The 16,138-nt window shown below is 61.7% G+C and carries 16 protein-coding genes and 1 pseudogene; 5 read left to right on the forward strand and 12 right to left on the reverse strand.

Annotated elements, in window-relative coordinates:
- Positions 1-133: 133 nt before the first annotated feature.
- From EK373_RS07080 to EK373_RS07090, 3 genes and pseudogenes are all read right to left on the reverse strand, one after another.
- Entirely contained in the window at positions 134-1,384 is a 1,251-nt protein-coding gene (locus EK373_RS07080) for a formylglycine-generating enzyme family protein (protein ID WP_129642006.1), read from the reverse strand.
- 157 nt (positions 1,385-1,541) lie between these two features.
- Positions 1,542-1,625 (reverse strand): annotated as a pseudogene (locus EK373_RS34215) (PEP-CTERM sorting domain-containing protein); the annotation flags it as partial.
- A 755-nt stretch (positions 1,626-2,380) separates the two neighbouring features.
- Positions 2,381-3,067, reverse strand: coding sequence for a GNAT family N-acetyltransferase (locus EK373_RS07090; protein ID WP_198683119.1), 687 nt, complete (start codon positions 3,065-3,067; stop codon positions 2,381-2,383).
- A 147-nt stretch (positions 3,068-3,214) separates the two neighbouring features.
- On the opposite strand from EK373_RS07090, the gene EK373_RS07095 reads away from it, so the two are divergent.
- Positions 3,215-3,694, forward strand: coding sequence for a RidA family protein (locus EK373_RS07095; protein ID WP_129642008.1), 480 nt, complete (start codon positions 3,215-3,217; stop codon positions 3,692-3,694).
- A gap of 52 nt (positions 3,695-3,746) precedes the next feature.
- Here EK373_RS07095 and EK373_RS07100 read toward each other — a convergent pair whose 3' ends face one another.
- Positions 3,747-6,092: an amidohydrolase family protein gene (locus EK373_RS07100; protein WP_407676191.1), complete on the reverse strand. Its 2,346-nt coding sequence runs from the start codon at positions 6,090-6,092 to the stop codon at positions 3,747-3,749.
- 1,013 nt (positions 6,093-7,105) lie between these two features.
- Between EK373_RS07100 and purT the strand changes: the two genes are divergently transcribed.
- Complete coding sequence (gene purT, locus EK373_RS07105) at positions 7,106-8,296, forward strand: formate-dependent phosphoribosylglycinamide formyltransferase (RefSeq protein ID WP_129642010.1); 1,191 nt, start codon at positions 7,106-7,108, stop codon at positions 8,294-8,296.
- On the opposite strand, the gene EK373_RS07110 is transcribed toward purT, so the two are convergent.
- From EK373_RS07110 to EK373_RS07120, 3 genes are all read right to left on the reverse strand, one after another.
- Positions 8,293-8,769, reverse strand: coding sequence for a DUF6644 family protein (locus tag EK373_RS07110; RefSeq protein WP_129642011.1), 477 nt, complete (start codon positions 8,767-8,769; stop codon positions 8,293-8,295). The genes purT and EK373_RS07110 overlap by 4 nt on opposite strands.
- Before the next feature lie 18 nt (positions 8,770-8,787).
- Positions 8,788-9,348: a DUF6644 family protein gene (locus EK373_RS07115; RefSeq protein ID WP_129642012.1), complete on the reverse strand. Its 561-nt coding sequence runs from the start codon at positions 9,346-9,348 to the stop codon at positions 8,788-8,790.
- A 154-nt stretch (positions 9,349-9,502) separates the two neighbouring features.
- Positions 9,503-9,991 carry a nuclear transport factor 2 family protein gene (locus EK373_RS07120; protein WP_157994260.1) on the reverse strand — a complete coding sequence of 163 codons (489 nt, stop codon included), beginning with the start codon at positions 9,989-9,991 and terminating at the stop codon, positions 9,503-9,505.
- A 128-nt stretch (positions 9,992-10,119) separates the two neighbouring features.
- On the opposite strand from EK373_RS07120, the gene EK373_RS07125 reads away from it, so the two are divergent.
- Complete coding sequence (locus EK373_RS07125) at positions 10,120-10,866, forward strand: EcsC family protein (protein ID WP_129642014.1); 747 nt, start codon at positions 10,120-10,122, stop codon at positions 10,864-10,866.
- Between the two features lie 6 nt (positions 10,867-10,872).
- Here the strand turns inward: EK373_RS07125 and EK373_RS33010 are convergent, their stop codons facing one another.
- From EK373_RS33010 to EK373_RS07145, 5 genes are all read right to left on the reverse strand, one after another.
- On the reverse strand, positions 10,873-11,013 hold the full coding sequence (locus EK373_RS33010) for a hypothetical protein (RefSeq protein ID WP_157994261.1): 141 nt from the start codon (positions 11,011-11,013) through the stop codon (positions 10,873-10,875).
- Between the two features lie 3 nt (positions 11,014-11,016).
- The gene (locus tag EK373_RS07130; RefSeq protein ID WP_129642015.1) at positions 11,017-11,460 is read right to left on the reverse strand and encodes a DUF6152 family protein; all 444 of its coding nucleotides are present in this window, start codon (positions 11,458-11,460) and stop codon (positions 11,017-11,019) included.
- Positions 11,461-11,498: 38 nt separating this feature from the next.
- On the reverse strand, positions 11,499-12,368 hold the full coding sequence (locus EK373_RS07135) for a hypothetical protein (protein WP_129642016.1): 870 nt from the start codon (positions 12,366-12,368) through the stop codon (positions 11,499-11,501).
- Positions 12,369-12,521: 153 nt separating this feature from the next.
- Positions 12,522-13,715, reverse strand: coding sequence for an aldose epimerase family protein (locus tag EK373_RS07140; RefSeq protein ID WP_198683121.1), 1,194 nt, complete (start codon positions 13,713-13,715; stop codon positions 12,522-12,524).
- Positions 13,716-13,900: 185 nt separating this feature from the next.
- Positions 13,901-14,140, reverse strand: coding sequence for an EF-hand domain-containing protein (locus tag EK373_RS07145; protein WP_129643393.1), 240 nt, complete (start codon positions 14,138-14,140; stop codon positions 13,901-13,903).
- Between the two features lie 197 nt (positions 14,141-14,337).
- Here EK373_RS07145 and EK373_RS07150 point away from each other — a divergent pair, with 197 nt between their 5' ends.
- Complete coding sequence (locus tag EK373_RS07150; RefSeq protein WP_198683122.1) at positions 14,338-15,795, forward strand: sensor histidine kinase; 1,458 nt, start codon at positions 14,338-14,340, stop codon at positions 15,793-15,795.
- On the forward strand, positions 15,792-16,016 hold the full coding sequence (locus EK373_RS07155; protein WP_129642018.1) for a SlyX family protein: 225 nt from the start codon (positions 15,792-15,794) through the stop codon (positions 16,014-16,016). Before EK373_RS07150 ends, EK373_RS07155 begins: the two co-directional genes overlap by 4 nt.
- The last annotated feature ends 122 nt before the right edge of the window (positions 16,017-16,138 follow it).

Genomic DNA, 16,138 nt, shown 5'->3' on the forward strand with positions numbered 1-16,138 from the left:
CCCCGGAGGCTTGTAGGAGTCGTGGACCAGGGCGCTATGGTATCAATCCTGTTCGGCGGAACGATGCTGTCGCCAAACGCCGAATCAAGTGCGACGTTGAGACGACAATAGAAGATTCAAACTGTGATGCAGTTCACGATGGCGGGCCTTCCAACAGCGTCTGCTGCATGCGCGCGACTTTCCAGGCGCTGCCTTCTCTGACCAGCGTGCAATCGATCAGGATGCGGAACTTTCGTTCCGCGCTCTTGAGGTATTCGATCGAGTAGCTCAACGCCGCCAGTTTCTGATCGGTGAAGGCGCGCTCGAGTTTTTCCTTGGCCAGGGCCCAGCCATGCTCGGCAAACCATTCGCGGTGCCATTGCACGATGTTGTCGCGACCCTTCACGGTCTCGCCCCAGTAGTAGACGATCTCCGGCTCGACCGAGCTGGCCAGAAAGCTGGCCACCGCGTCGACGTTCCTGGCCCGCGTGGCATCGAACATCGCGCTGACCGGATGTGTCGCGTCAGCTTCGACTGACGACTCGGCCAACCTGAAGCCGACGGTGAAGAAGCCTTGATCCTCGGGCCCGCGCAGACGGAAGCGTTCTTCGAGGAACTCACCGGCATCGCCATACGAGCCGCCGCGCACGACGTGATATCCGGGTGTCGGGCACGTGGCGCGAGCGTCACCGTCGATCGGCGCTCCTTCGTAGTTATCGTGATAACAATCGCGCTGCCATTCCCAAACATTGCCGCGCACGTCGTGCAGGCCATAGTTGTCGGCAGGGAAGCTGCCGATGGGCGCAGTTTGCATCCATCGATCCTTGCCTTGCACCTTGCCGCCACAGCATTCGACTTTGCCGATGTTGGCGTTGTCATGCGTGACTGTACGAACGCCGCTGAGAGTTGCCGTGCTCGCGATGTATTCCCACTCCGCCTCGGAGGGCAGGCGATAGTTGCGGCCAGTCTGACCGTTCAGCCAGTCGATGTATGCCTGCGCATCTTTCCAGCTGACGCACACGACGGGGTGATTCTCCGGCTGAGAGAAGCCGGGATTGGCCCAGTTGCGCTCCAGGTCGATGTACCAGTTCGTGCCTTCTTTATAGACGTTGCACTTGCGCTCGGAGACGTAACCGGTCGCCCGCGTGAAGGCGCGAAATTCCCCGAGCGTGACTTCGTGTTTCGCAATTCTGAAGGGCTGCTCGAACGTTACGGTGTGCGTCGGGCCGTCGATCTCGCCGTAGCCGCGATTCACGGTCTTGCCCATGTGAAAGGTGCCGGCGGGCACTGTGGCCATTGGCGGGCAAAGCGGGCAATCCTTGTTGCTATCGGCGTGCCCGACCTGCGTGGCCGCGCCAAGAAAAATCATGGCGGCCCAAAGCCGGGTGTTGTTGTATGCGCTCATCGGCGTCTCCCCATTAGGTCGACGCCGATGTTAGGCACTGCGCTCCGCAGGCACCGGCGCGTTCTGGGAGCGCGTCGGTGATCGAGGCGCACCGGCGCATAAAAAAGCCCCGCACGAGGCGGGGCTTCAGGTATCGACAAACGTTGTGATTGTTGTATCAGACTTGCTTGCGACGGCGCGCAATGCCAGCGCCGAGCAGACCCACGCCGAGCAGCGCCAATGTGCCAGGTTCCGGCACCTCGCTCGGCGGACTGCGGCCGTAGAGCGTAATGTGCGAGAGACCCTGGCCGCCCTTCTTGTCAAACTCGGAGAATAACCAGCTGCCGCTGGAAATGAGCGGGTTCAACATATAGACGAACCATTCATCGGCCTGGTTGCCGGTGCCGAACTTGAAGCCGATCGCGATCTCGCTCCAGCTGTCCCACAGGCTGCCGTCGAACGAGAACGTGCCGGTGTACTTGCCGGTCTTGGCGAAGTCTCCCTCACCGATACTAATCAGTCCCAAGCCGGCGCCTTCACCTGTCAGGAATGCGTCGTTATTGGGGTTGCCGTTGATGTTGCCGACTCCGGCGCCGAGACACGAAGACACCTGCGAGTCGTCCACGTACATGTGGTTCTTGTTGACCTCCTGGCACAGCAGCGGCGTCGCGCTCGCCGATTGCACATACGTAAATGCCGAGAGCGCGAGAAGCGCTGCGCTCAGGCATGTGGATTTGAGACTCATGGACTCTCCCCGGATGATAAGACAACGGATGACAAAGCAAATGTCGTACCGTCTTTGCAAGCCGTTGATTTTCCTGTCGCCGTCGGCGTCACGGGGACGGCCTATGTAAGGTTGGCCGTCAGGGGTAGGAAGCGCGTATAGGTAGGAAATCTTAGGGGAATTGCTGGGTCGATCACCGGCTGCCAGCTCGAACGCGCCAGTGTCTTCGCAAGACGTGACCAGGCCAGGGCATCACGATGGCGCTCGGCCGTCAATTGCCAACGAGGAGAATGCTAGACCCGCTTCAACAACCACAGCGGCAGCAACGCCCGATCGGCAAAGCCGAGGCGAGCATACAAAGCTCGCGCGCGAGCATTCGTTTCGTTCACGTGCAGGAACGGCACGATGCCGCGTTTCAATTGTTTCGCGACCAGCAGGTTGATCAGGCGCGCGGCGAGACCTCTGCCCGTGAAGTCGGGATGCGTGCAGACGGCGCTGATCTCTTCATAGCCCTGCAGCTTCATGCGCTCGCCAGCCATGGCGGCGAATCGTCCGTCCTGCCGGATGCCGAAGTATTCGCCCATCTCGGGCGTGCGCCGACGAAAGTAACCCGGGAACACCAGCGCGGTGAGGCCGAGCATGTCGGGTGTGTCGGCATCACTGAGAGGTGTGATGCCTGCCGCGTCCTCGTCGGGCGAGGGCGCGCCGTCGCGCCAGACCATCTGCACGATGTTGCCGGTGGCGAGGAGTTCCCAGCCCGTGTCGAGCTTGGGAGTGACGCTGACGATATTGACGATCTCGCCCGGTGACACGAGTCCGGCCAGCGCGTCGGCTGCGGCGGCCGTCGGCTCGGGCACTGCGATGAAGGGCGCGACTTCGGCGGGATAACGTTTGGCGATCGGGCCGCCAATCGCAAAGTGAGCTTGCGCGGAGGTCAGGGCGGACCAGATCGGGTTGTTCATTTCGGCAGGCGTCGACATGGCGCAATATTATCCTGGCTGACGTTCGTCGATGAGCGGCGCCCACGAATTGCACGCCTCATGCAACGAATCGAAACAGCGAAGATGCTTAGGATGCGGCTGACGGGCTAAGCTGTCGTTTACGAACGATAACATCAGAGGCCGAATATGCTGATTCGCAGTCGGATTGGAGCAAGGACCATCGTTGGTGTGCTGGCGCTGCTGGCTACGGTGAGCAGTGGCGCTGCCGATAAGCCGCAATTCTTGAACTCGGAGCGCGCACTGAAGCTGGACCGGCCGTTCTCGGAAGCGGTGCGAGCCGGAGATTTTCTCTATCTCAGCGGACAGATCGGCGAAGACCCCGCCACCGCCAAACTGCCGCCGGGAGGCATCGTGCCCGAAGCGCGTCAGACGCTGGTGAACGTGAAGCATGTGCTCGAAGCCAATGGAGCGTCGCTGAGCGACGTGGTGAAGTGCACCGTGTTTCTCGCCGATATCGCGGAGTGGCCGGCGTTCAATACGGTCTATCGTGAGTTTTTCAAGAAGCCGTTTCCGGCGCGCAGTGCGTTAGCAGCCAGCGGACTTGCGATGAATGCGCGAGTCGAGCTGGAGTGTATTGCTTACGTGCCGCAGAAGGAGACTCGCTGAGGCCACAGCGAACCGGGCCGCGGCGGTGGTGAGCCGCCGCGGCCACATCACTCTACTTCGTATGCCAGAACAGCGGCGCGAGCTGATGTTTGCCCGTCAGCTTCTCGGCCAGCGTGCCGCCTTCATAGATGCGTCCGTTCTGGATCACGTACGCAATATCGTCCGTGACTCGGATGTCCTCGATCGGATTGCCATCGAGCACGAGCAGATCGGCGAGCTTGCCGGCTTCGATCGAGCCGAGATCCTTATCGAGGCCCATGTACTGCGCCGGCAGAATCGTTGCGGTTTGCAGCGCTTGCATCGGCGACATGCCGCCCATCACGAAACCCCACATTTCCCAGTGCGAGCCCAGCCCTTCGCGCTGACCGTGCGCGCCGATGTGTACTGACACACCGAGCTCCATCAATTTCTTCGCGTTCGTGGCCGAGTCGAGCACCGGTTGATAATCCGTCGTCGGCGCCATCTGACGGCGCACCGAGCGCGGCTGGACGATATGTGGCGGCACGTACTTCGACAGCAACGGATGCGCCCAGACATCGGACTCCTGGTAGAACAGGAACTCTGCACCCAGGCCGCCAAACGTCACGATCAGCGTCGGGGTGTAGCCCACGCCGGTTTTCGGCCAGAACTGCAGCACGTCGTCGTAGAAATGCTGGGGCGGATTGTTGTGCTCGAGGCCGGTGTTGCCGTCGGCGATGATGGTCATGTCCATCGGATACAGCGAGCCGCCTTCGGCGACCACCATCAGTCCGTTCTCGCGCGCAGCGGTTACAACCATCTGTCGTTGTTCGCGACGTGGCTGGTTGTAGTTCTTCACGGAGATCGCGCCTTGTGCTTTCAGGCGCTGGATGTGATGCCGGGCGTCGTCGATGTTGCCGATGTCGGCGAGGCCTTCGGAGCGAGCGCCGTACACCACGTCGCCGGTCGAGAAAATGCGCGGTGCGGGCACGAGACCGGCGCGCTGATATTCGGCAGCGGCGAAGATTTCGGTGGCGTTGTTCGAAGGATCGTGAATGGTCGTGACCCCCAGCCCCAGGTGCGCCAGAGCCGACCAGTTTTGTTGAGGAATGAGGTCTTCGACGCCCTGCGGGCCGTGTGCGTGGATGTCGATCAGGCCGGGCATCACGGTCTTACCGCCGAGGTCCAGGCGCTGCGCCTCGGCAGGGATCTGCACCGAGTTCGCGGCGCCGACGGCGGCGATGCGGTTGTTGCGAATGACGATCACGCCGTTATCGATGACTTGATCGCCGTTCATCGTGATGATGCGCGCGCCGGTGAGCGCCACGACACCAGTAGGTTTGTCGGCTGCGCGTGAGTTGCTCAGATCCACGATGCGTTGACCATAGACGGGCGCAGGCTCGGCGCCGCCGCTGACCGGCTTCGGGAACAGTGCGGATATTTCGCCACGATACAGCGTCGGGCCCAGCGACCAGGTCAGTGTGTCGCCGTCCGTCCAGTTCAAATAATCGCCACCGATTTCTGACGCGCGCACGACGCGCACCGACTTCGTCTTGGGCGATAGATCCAAGGTTCCGCCCGGCGGCATCGGCACCACGTAGACGTGGAAGTTTTCGCGGAACGCGATGTATTCACCACTCGGCGAGACTTCCATTTTGCTGGCGTAATTCGAGCGCGCGTGCACGCGGCGATCCGTGCCGTTGGTATCGACGCTCACCAGTTCGTGCGCGGGCTCGTTTTCCTTCGCCGAATCGGCGTCTTCCGTGTAATAGATGCGATCGGACGAATCGATGAAGTGCGGATTGCGACCTTTGTCGGTGAGCTTCTGCAATTCGCCGCCGGCGGCCGGCACGCGATACAGGCCAGGCTCGGCTGACCAGTTTGGCGATGTGAGATATCCACCCGCCGCGCGCTGCACGACGATGGCATCGCCCTTCGGAGTGAAGCGCGGTTGATAGTAGTGCCCGGGCTGCTTCGTCACGACACGCGACTTGCCGCCGCCCGCGCCGACGACTCGAATTTCACCGAGCGTTGCGTCGCTCCAGCGCACGAACACGAGGTTCTTGCCGTCGCGCGACCAGGAAGGAAACAGTTCGAACGCGTTGTCGGCATCGCTGGTGAGCTGGCGCGGAGCTCCGCCGTTGACGTCGCGAATCCACAGGCGACCGAACGATTCGTACACGACGCTCTGACCGTTCGGCGACACGGTTGCGAAGCGCACCATGCGTGCCTGCACCTGATCCGGCGCAACATCGACTTGGAAGCGAGGCGGCGCGATCGAGGCGCGGGTGCCAGTGACATGAAATGGAATGTCACTCACTGCCAGGGAGGCGATATCTACGCGCTTGATGCCGCCACCTGCCCAGAATACGAGAGATTTGCTGTCGGGCATCCAATCCATGCGCGGATACACGCCGTTCACGGCCCAGGTCTCTTGCATGTCGCGCTCGAGATCCGCATAGATCAATTTGATTTCGCCGGAGCGCAGATCCTGCGTGTACAGCGCCGTCTGCAACGCTTCGGGCGTGCGCAGGCGGCGAATGAATGCGAGATAGCGGCCGTCGGGCGAGGGCGTCGGGCGCACCGAGCCGCCTGGACCGCTGACTGCGTCGGAGGTTTCGCCGCTGGCCAGATCGAGACGCTTGATCGCGAACACCTCGCTGTTCACATCCTGCGCATAAGCGAATCGATTGCCGGGCGTGACGTTCTGCGTGTAGTAGAGATATTTGCCGTCGGCCGAGAACGTCGGCTCGCCGAGCTCCTTCTGAAACTCCTCGCTCTGGCGCTTCACGACCTGCACGCCATCGCCGCCATCGAGGTTGTAGAACCAGATCTCGCCGGTGCCGAGCGAGCGGCGCGTCGTGAAATGTTTGCGCCCGGCCACGTAACGACCGTTGGGATGCCAGGCAGCGTCGTTCAACAGGCGAAAATCTTCTTTGGTGAGCTGGCGGGGCGCATTGCCGGTGCGATCCATCAGCCACAGGTTGTCGCCGCCGGCGCGGTCGGAGGTGAACAGGATGTTGTTGCCGTCCGGCGAGTAGCGCGGCTGCATGTCCCAAGCCAGGCCGGACGTGAGCGACCTGGCTTCGCCGCCGGCGATGGGCAGCTCATAGATGTCGCCCAACAGATCGAACAACACACGGCTGCCATCGGGGCTCACGTCGACGCTCAGCCACGTGCCCGAGCGCACGTCGATCGGAATCTCGCGGCGCTCGCCGGGCGGGGCATTCACGTCCCAGGTTTTCTGTTCTGCGCCATGCGCGGCTGCAGCGAGCGTGGCGAGCAGCGATCCCAGCAGCAAGCGTGAACGAGGCATGATCATCCTTTCGCTGACGAAAGCGCGAAGACTAATGAGCCGCACCGCGCGCCGCAATGTCGTTTGACCGTTGCCGGTTGTATGCAATCCCTATACGCCGGATACTGCGCCACCGGCCCTCCCGTCGAGCTACCACCGTGACTACCTTAGGAACCCCACTCTCATCCTCGGCCACCCGCGTGATGATGCTCGGCTCGGGCGAGCTGGGTAAGGAAGTCGTGATCGAGTTGCAGCGCTTCGGCTGCGAAGTCATCGCGGTGGATCGTTATCCCAATGCGCCGGCCATGCAGGTGGCGCATCGGTCGCACGTGATCAACATGCTCGACCCGGTCGCGCTTCGACAGGTCGTCGAGCGGGAGCGGCCGCACCTCATCGTGCCGGAGATCGAGGCGATCGCGACGCCGGCGCTGATCGAGCTGGAGAAGGAAGGATTCACGGTAATTCCGACCGCCCGAGCGGCACGCCTTACGATGGATCGCGAAGGCATCCGTCGGCTGGCGGCAGAGCAGCTGAAGATCCGCACGTCGCCGTATCGCTTTGCCGATACGGAAGAGGAATATCGACAGGCGGTGCGGGATATCGGCATGCCTTGCGTGGTAAAGCCGGTGATGAGCTCGTCGGGGAAAGGTCAGAGCACGGTGCGAACCGAGGCGGACATTGCGCACGCTTGGAAATATTCGCAGCAGGGCGGGCGCACCGGCGCCGGGCGCATCATCGTCGAAGGCTTCGTCAAATTCGATTTCGAGATCACGCTGCTGACCGTGCGCCACAACAGCCAGACCAGCTTCTGCGCGCCCATCGGTCATTTGCAGATCGCCGGCGACTATCGAGAGTCATGGCAGCCGCAGCCCATGAGTGACGCGGCCTTGCAGGAGTCGCAGCGCATTGCGCGCGCCGTGACCGAGAATCTCGGCGGCAATGGCGTCTTCGGCATCGAGCTGTTCGTCGCGGGCGATGAGATCTACTTCAGCGAAGTGTCGCCGCGGCCGCATGACACGGGGCTCGTGACGCTGATCTCGCAAGACCTTTCCGAGTTCGCGCTGCATGCGCGGGCGATTTTGGGCTTGCCCATTCCCGTCATTCGCCAGCACGGGCCCGCTGCTTCCTGTGCATTGCTCGTGGAAGGCGAGTCGAACGACGTTCGCTTCGAGAATGTCGATCGAGCGCTGACTCAGCCCGATACGGCTGTGCGCTTGTTTGGTAAACCGGAAGTGCACGGCCAGCGCCGCATGGGCGTGTCACTGGCGCTCGGGTCGAGCATTGACGAGGCCCGCGCCAAGGCGAGGGCCATGACCGAGCTGTTGTTGGAAGGCGTGCGGCTGAGTTAGCCCGAGAAGCCAATCCATCGCCCCGACGCCGCCACCAGGAACCACAGCGACATCGACGCCAGCGCCATCAACTTCAAGGACGCTGGCTTGAGCGTGGCGTGATCCGCTCGAAGCAATGGCTGCTTGAGCGTGAAGACGAACAGAATGCCGATGACCAGCGCGACCATCTTGGTCCAATAGAACGGATTGTGATAGCACTTCGTCGCCACGCCCGCGAGCATCGGCACGCCGGTCAGCAACAAAATCCACAGGCCGACTTTGAACCACCGGTGCGCCTGCTCCGTCACCACATTCGAGGGCACATCGCGCAGGATCACATTCAACAATCGCAAGTCCTGCGCCAGCACTGTGCCGCCGAGCAGCGCCAGGCCCATCAAGTGAACCGCCTCGACGATGGCAAACGTCGCCGGCAGGTCTTTCATGAAGACGCCGAGGCTCGACGCTTCCAGCCATTCGAAGAATGAGAGCAACATGCGCGTTCCCCTGATCGGTTACTCGGCCGCCACGCAGCCGGCCGCCCAGTCGATGAACGCGGGGTTATTACCGCCGCAATCGAACCAGTCGTAAGCGATGAAGCGGCCAGTCATGATGACGCCGCACCACAGTGCCAGCGATAAACCTGCGGCGATTCGCGCGCGACGCGGCGCGACCGCATCTGCATCCCACGAGCCTTTCGAAGCGAGCAAATATCCTCGGAACAGCCACGCGTTGATCGCAGCTGCGATCAGCAGAATCACTTTGATGCGAAACCAAAGACTCTGCGTCGTGCGTACCGGGATGGCGGAGAACAGCAGGATGCCGGTGATGAACATGATCGAGAAGCCGATCAACATCGGCTTGTCGAGACGCTCGGCGATCTTCGACGCCGGCACGTTCGCGAAGGCCAGGCCGAGCATGCGCAGATCGACGATGGCGAGCATGCCGAAGCTGAGCATCAGCGTCATGACATGGGTCGTCTCGATCCAGTTGTACATGTAAAAGGATTCGTGCAGGCCGACGCTGAAAGAGCGCTCGCTCAGCCACGTAGCGAATTGCAATAACGCCGAATTCACGCGGTTGGTCCCCCCGATGACGATTTCATTCTAGACGGGGCGCCCGGCGCGGGCGGACAAGAAATATTAATTGGCGGTTGGCGGTTAGCTGGGAGGGCCTTCGTTCTTTGCCAACCGCGAACCGCCAACCGCTAACCGCGAACCGCTAACCGCTTCAGGGTGTTGCTGAAGGCGCCGGTGGCGCATCGCCCTTCACAACGCGCGTCTTGAAGCGCCAGCCGTTCGGCGTTTTTACCAGAACGTCGGTGTACATGCCGGTGCTCACGATCGACGGCGGCTTGGCGCCGACATCGAGCAGCATCAGCATCACCGTGCCGTTCGCGCCCTCTGCCGACGGCGTGATGCGCAGGTTCGTATTCCAGTGCCGCCGATTCGCGCCATTCATTTTCTCGCGCCACATCTTCACGAATCCAACCAGCCCCTCTTTACCAGTGAAGCGCGTATTGAAAGAGCCGTCCGGCGTGAACGTCGCTGCCCACGCTTCGCCATCGCCGGAATCGATGGCGTGGTTATAAGTCGCATACAACTGCTCGATGTCGATGTAGTCCTGAGTGGTGAGATCTGCGGCGTGCGCTGCGCAGCCCGCAGCAGCGAGCGCGATGACGGCCGTCGCGCGAGTAAAGAAACGGGCAAAGGTGTTCATGAGGTGTCCTTGTTGGTTGTAGTGAGTTCGATGCGTCAGCATGGAATGTTAGCGCACAGCTCGCGATTTACAGGGGTCGCCACCAGAGGTCTTGCACAGCAGAAACAAACACGGCATCGTCCCTCACCATGACCGCCTACGACACCCAGGCTCTGGACGAGCTGCGCCGCTGGCAACACGAGATGCAGCGAGCGCCGGGCCTATGGAATCGCGCGACCAGCGGCGTTCAGCGCAAGATCAACAGCTATATTCCCGAGAAAGTGCACGCCAGCGTCACCGCCGTCATCAAACAAATGACGCGTGCCGTGCTGGAGGGCTCGAACTTCACCGCGTCGGCGCCGCTGCTCGAAGGCAGTCTGGAGGATCGCGAGACTCGCGTACGCACGACAGTGGATCGATACAGAAAAACCGCGGCCGTCGAAGGCGGCATCACCGGCGCTGGCGGCTTTCTGCTGGGCCTTGCCGACTTTCCGCTGCTCCTGAGCATCAAATTGAAGATGCTGTTCGAAATCGCCGCGCTGTATGGCTTCTCCGGCGAGGACTATCGCGAGCGGTTGTATCTGCTCCATGTCTTCCAGCTCGCGTTCTCCAGCGACGCGCATCGAGCCGACGTGTATCAGAAGATGCAGCACTGGCACGAGCGGACCGCAACGCTGCCGGGCTCGATCGACGATTTCGATTGGCGCAGGTTTCAGCAGGAATATCGCGATTACATCGATCTCGCGAAGCTCGCGCAGCTGTTGCCCGTGATCGGCGCGCCGGTAGGCGTGATCGTGAACAACAATCTGCTGAAGAAGCTCGGCATTACCGCAATGAACGCGTACCGGATGAGGTGGTTCGAGCGGCCGGCGCTGATCGACGCCAGCCAGCCATAGTCGCCGTTATCCGCCGTACGCCAGCCGCAACGTCGCCAGGACGTCGCTGATCTGCAGTACCCAGTAAACCGCGCTGCCAAGAAGGATCGCGCCAGACACTGCCAGCGCGATCTTTTCACGAGTGCTCGAAGTAGCAGTCGTGTTCATGAATTACTTTTCGCTATCGTCCGAGCCGTCCTTCGGCGCGCCCGTGCCCGACGAGCCCATGAACAGCTTGCGGCCGTCCGGGAACGTCACGTCGCGGCCGTTGGCGCGGCACTTCGGTTTGCACAGCGCGTCCTTCGACTGATAACCGCGCACGACGATTTCCGTGCCGATCTTCAGCGAATCTTTGGTGATGCCGCGACGGAGCAGCGTGTTCGGTGTGCCGCCTTCGACCATCCAGGCTTCGACCGTGCCGTCCGGCTTCTTGTTTTCGATGTGGATCCACGCGTGCGGATTGATCCACTCGATGCGGGTGACCGGGCCACGAAGGTTGACCGGACGGTTCGCGTCGAACTCGGCGGCGAACGCGTGGTGGGCGTAGGCGACGGCGCTGCCGAGTGCGGTGCTGATCACAGCGGCGGCGGCGGCGATGAGAAGTTTGCTGCGCATATTCCTTATCCTCCGAAAAACTAGCGACTGCGTTGGAGTTACTTCTTCGCCGGCGGCGGCGCGCCTTCGGTGGCGGGCTTCTTACGCAGATGGCCGTACATCAGCTCTTCGACGAACTCAACGCACTTGAACTGCATCAGCTGGGCGTTCGGCTCGACGCGGCGATACAGCGGCATGGCGATCTTCCAGGGGCGCGTGAACGTCTCGGGATCTTCGATGGTCGCTTCATACCACAGATGATCCGGACCGCGCTGCGAGTAGCGCTCGGTGACCTTCAGCTTGTCGCTGTGATGATTGCCGGAACGGTCGAACCAGGTTTGATCGTTGAAACCGGTGACTTCGACGACCAGCGTGTCGCCGTCCCACTTGCCGACCGACTGGCCCATCCACGAGTCCGCCGGCGGCGGGCCTGGATCTTTCATATAAATGTTTCGGACCGCGCCCGCATATTCATAAGCAATGAACGTTTGCGAGTTGCTCTGGAAGATCTGGAACGGATACGGCATGTAAGTGGCGCGCGGCACACCTGGCAGGTAGCACTTCACTTCCGGATCCAGCTCGAGCCAGTTCTTCTGGTTTTCTTTCTTCTTGGCCAGCGCCGCGGGCGTGTATGGGATTGCGTCGCCGTCGACGACGCCGAGGCCCGCGGGCACCGAGCCCACGGCGCCCAACGCCACGACTTGCGGAGCGGGCACCGGAACGAACTGACCGGGCACCATCGCCATCGCGGCTCGCGCGGCGTGCGGTTCGAGGTCGTAGTTGGCAGAGTTCATGGCCTGCCAGATGCCATTCAGATCGGGCTTGCCGTCCTTGGTGCGCGGGCCCTTGGCGGGCTGGGCCGCGACGGCCGCGGAAGCAACGCAAACTGCCAGAGCCGTTGCGATGGCGCGCGACAATACGCTTCTCATTAAGTGAGTCTCCCCCGTGAATTGCGAGGGATAAAACAATGCGCGGCGGGGGCGTGTCAATGAAACGCGTGTCAAGAAAAATCGGCGCCGCAAGCGGCGCCGATTGGAGTCAAGAGATGTGAAGATTCCGCTGTGCGCGACGCGAATTCACGCTCAACGCACGCTGAATGTATAGACGGTTCTGCTGTTGTATTCCTCACCCGGACGCAGCACCGTGCTGGGGAATTCCGGCTGATTCGGCGAATCGGGGAAATGCTGAGTCTCCAGGCAGAAGCCGCTGTGCTTGGCGTACGGCTTGCCGGCTTTGGCGGCCAGCGTGTCGTCCAGGAAGTTGCCGGTATAGAACTGCACGCCCGGCTCGGTGGTGTGCACCTCCATGACGCGCCTCGTGGTCGGCTCGGAAACGCGCGCCGCCAGCGTCAAAGCCTTCGGATCCTTTTTCTTCAGCACGAAGTTGTGGTCGATGCCCTGGCCGAACTTGATCTGCTCGTTGTCGGCGTTGACCCGGTCGGCGAGCTTCACCTTGTTACGGAAGTCGAACGGCGTATCGGTCACCGGCGCGATTTTGCCGGTCGGGATGAGTTGTTTATTTACCGGTGTATATCCGTCCGCATAGATCGTGAACTCGTGCCCGAGCACATCGCCGTTGCCGTCGCCGGCGAGATTGAAGTAAGCGTGCTGGGTGAGATTCACGACGGTCGGCTTGTCGGTGGTCGCGTGATAGTCGAACGACAGCTCGTTCTTGTCGGTGAGCGTATAGGTCACGCGCGTTTGCAGGTTGCCCGGAAAGCCTTCCTCGCCGTCCTTGCTGGTGTAAGTGAAGATCACGCCCACCGAATCTTCCTTTTCGAACGGCTCGGCCTGCCACACGACTTTGTCGAAACCCTTCACGCCGCCGTGCAAGGTGTTCGGGCCGTCGTTCTTAGGCAGCTTGTAGGTTTGATCGTCGATCTTGAACTGGCCCTTGGCGATGCGATTGCCATAGCGGCCGATGATGGCGCCGAAGTACGGCGGGTTCTTCACGTAGTCGTCGAACGACTTCAGGCCCAGCGTTATATCGGTCGCCTTGCCGGCGCCGTCGGGCACGAGCAGCGCCGTGATGATGCCGCCGTAGTTGGTGGCGCGCACTTCCATGCCATTCGCGTTCACCATGGTGAACAAGTCAACGGCAGTGCCATCGGGCAGAGTGCCGAACGCGGCCTTGCTGATGGTGTTCTTGGATTTCTCTTCGGGCGTCGGTGGCGCCTTGGGCGGGGCCGGCGGCGGCTTGCTGCAGCCGAGCAGCGTGGCTGCCAGCAGCGCGCCGGCCAGCCAACGAGACGTGGACGACGAGAACTCATTCTTCATGTGTTATTCCCCCGACGTTGACGACGAAAATATTACCCGACACGGTTGGGCGCGGCAGGACAAAGGGGAGACATTGCCGGGAGAGCCGGAGCATCTTGCGCAGACGCTCCCGCTGCAGGCGAACGTGTCCTTGTCCGGCCGGAGCTTGGGCGCGAAGTCCATAGCCTCGCGCCCCTGGGTTCGACTTATTTGTATTTGGCGAATTCTTCGCGAGTCAGCTCACCGTCCTTGTTGCTGTCCAGGCTCTTGAATGCCACGAACAGCGCGTCGTCGTTCGAGGCTTCCGTGAGGCTGATCTTGCCGTCGCCGTTCTTGTCCAGAGACTCGAAGCTGGGCTTGGCGTCGGCCGCCAGCGTCGCGGTAGCAGCCAGCAGGCCGAGGCTCGCCAGCAGCGCCGGCGGGGTCGTGCGAGAGAATCGGGTCATGATGCTTCCTTCCTAAACCTGGTCTTCCGGACAATCGCGCTGGAACGGCAAGGTTCCGCACGAGCGCGCATCTTACTCCTGCACTCCGTAAGGGGGTAAATCCCGGCGGTAATCCGCATCTTTGGCCAGTTGTGTTAGTGCATTGCCTATCCATAATAGGCCACTGTTAAATGGGTACGGCCAAGGAGCCTGTCCGGATGGCCGAAGCCGTCAATCTTTCCAATCGCGAGCACATCGAGGAGCGCGTCCTGGCCGAGCAGGTCGCGCTCATGTGCCGTCTGACCACGTCGCCGCTGACCGCCAGTGTGGTGATCGGCGCCATGATGGTCTGGTTGACCATGGAGGACTACGGTCCCGGGCCGGCCCTGGTCTGGTACATCGCGCTGTTGTTGGTGTTGCTATTACGTTGGCGGATTGCCGCCACTTATTTGCGCAAGCCGCGGGGCCGGGCCGAGACCAACCGCTGGCGCCGGGCGATGCTGGCGGCCGCTGTCCTGGGCGGCGCGACCTGGTCCGTCGCTGGCTCATTTCTCCTGCCGCACGACCCGACCCGAGAGATCGTGATGTCCGTGTTCTTCATCGGCTGTACGGCGGCGGGCATGGGTTCGCAGGCTCCGGTGCGCAAGGCTTATGCGTGTTTGCTGATTCCGTTCTGCCTGCCCTACATCGTCACGCAGTTGCTGCTGGGCGGGGATCGAGTGGTGGTCGCGCTCGCGTTCATGGTGTACATCCCGGTGGTGCTGGTGATCGCCAAACGCCAGACCGATTCGATCGAGCGTCAGATCCGGCTCGCCATCGAGAACGAGTCGCTCGCCGCAGAGTTGCGCCAGGAGCGCGATCGCGCCAATCAAGCGCGGCTCGATCTGGAAGTGCAGCTCGAAGAACAGAAGCGCTCGACGCAACGGATTCGTGAGCTCAACGTCGAGTTGGAGCGACAGGCGCACGAGCTGCGCACGGCGAACAACGATCTGGAAGGGTTCTCATACTCGGTGTCGCACGATCTGCGCGCGCCGTTGCGAGCGATCGACGGATTTTCGCAATTGGTGGTGGAGGACAAGACCAAGACCATCAGCAACGACACGCGCCACCATCTGCAACGCATTCGCGCCAACGTTGCGCACATGGCGTCGCTCATCGACGACCTGCTCGAGTTCGCGCGTTGCGGCCGTCAATCGTTGGAGTTCGGCCGGCTCGACATGGCGACGCTCGCGAGATATGCAGCGGAGCAAGCACGTAGCACGCGTTTGAATGAAGCAGTGATGCCGACCATCGAGATCGGCGAGTTGCCGGCGGCGCGCGGCGACGAGGGTTTGATCCGGCAAGTGTGGGTGAATTTGCTCGACAACGCCGTGAAGTACACGAGCAAGGTCGAGAGCCCGCACATCGTCGTGTCGGGATACGAGGAGGGCGAGCGCTTGGTTTACGAGATCCGCGACAACGGCGTCGGCTTCGACAGCGCCTTCAGCTCGAACTTGTTCGGGGTATTCCGCCGGCTGCACGGCGCGCGTGAATATCCAGGCTCGGGCGTGGGCCTTGCCATCGTGCAACGGATCGTCACGCGCCACGGCGGCGAAGTGTGGGCCAGGGCGGAGCCAGACAAGGGCGCGACGTTCAGTTTCTCGCTGCCCAAACCGGTGCTGAGGGCAGTCGGATGAGTGAAGTTGCCGGCATGAATGCCGAATTCATCGAGCGCATCGAATTGAAGATCGCTTATCTGGAGCGCGCCAACAACGACCTGAGCGAAGTCGTGTATCGCCAGCAACAGGAAATCGACGCGCTGCGCGCCGAGCTGGCCGTGCTGAACGGCAAAATGGAGGCCGCGATGACGGAACAAACCGTGTATACCGCTGAACAAGAGCGACCGCCTCACTATTGAGCTGCGCGTGATAGAGGCCACCTCAGGTACATGGATGTACCCGCGTCAATCGAACAAGGGCAGACTTTTGGGGTAACCCCCTCATAGCTGGCAACGGCTCGTTGACGAGCCCGCCACAACTC

Origin of the sequence: Peristeroidobacter agariperforans, assembly GCF_004138335.1 — a bacterium.
GTDB lineage: Bacteria > Pseudomonadota > Gammaproteobacteria > Steroidobacterales > Steroidobacteraceae > Steroidobacter > Steroidobacter agariperforans.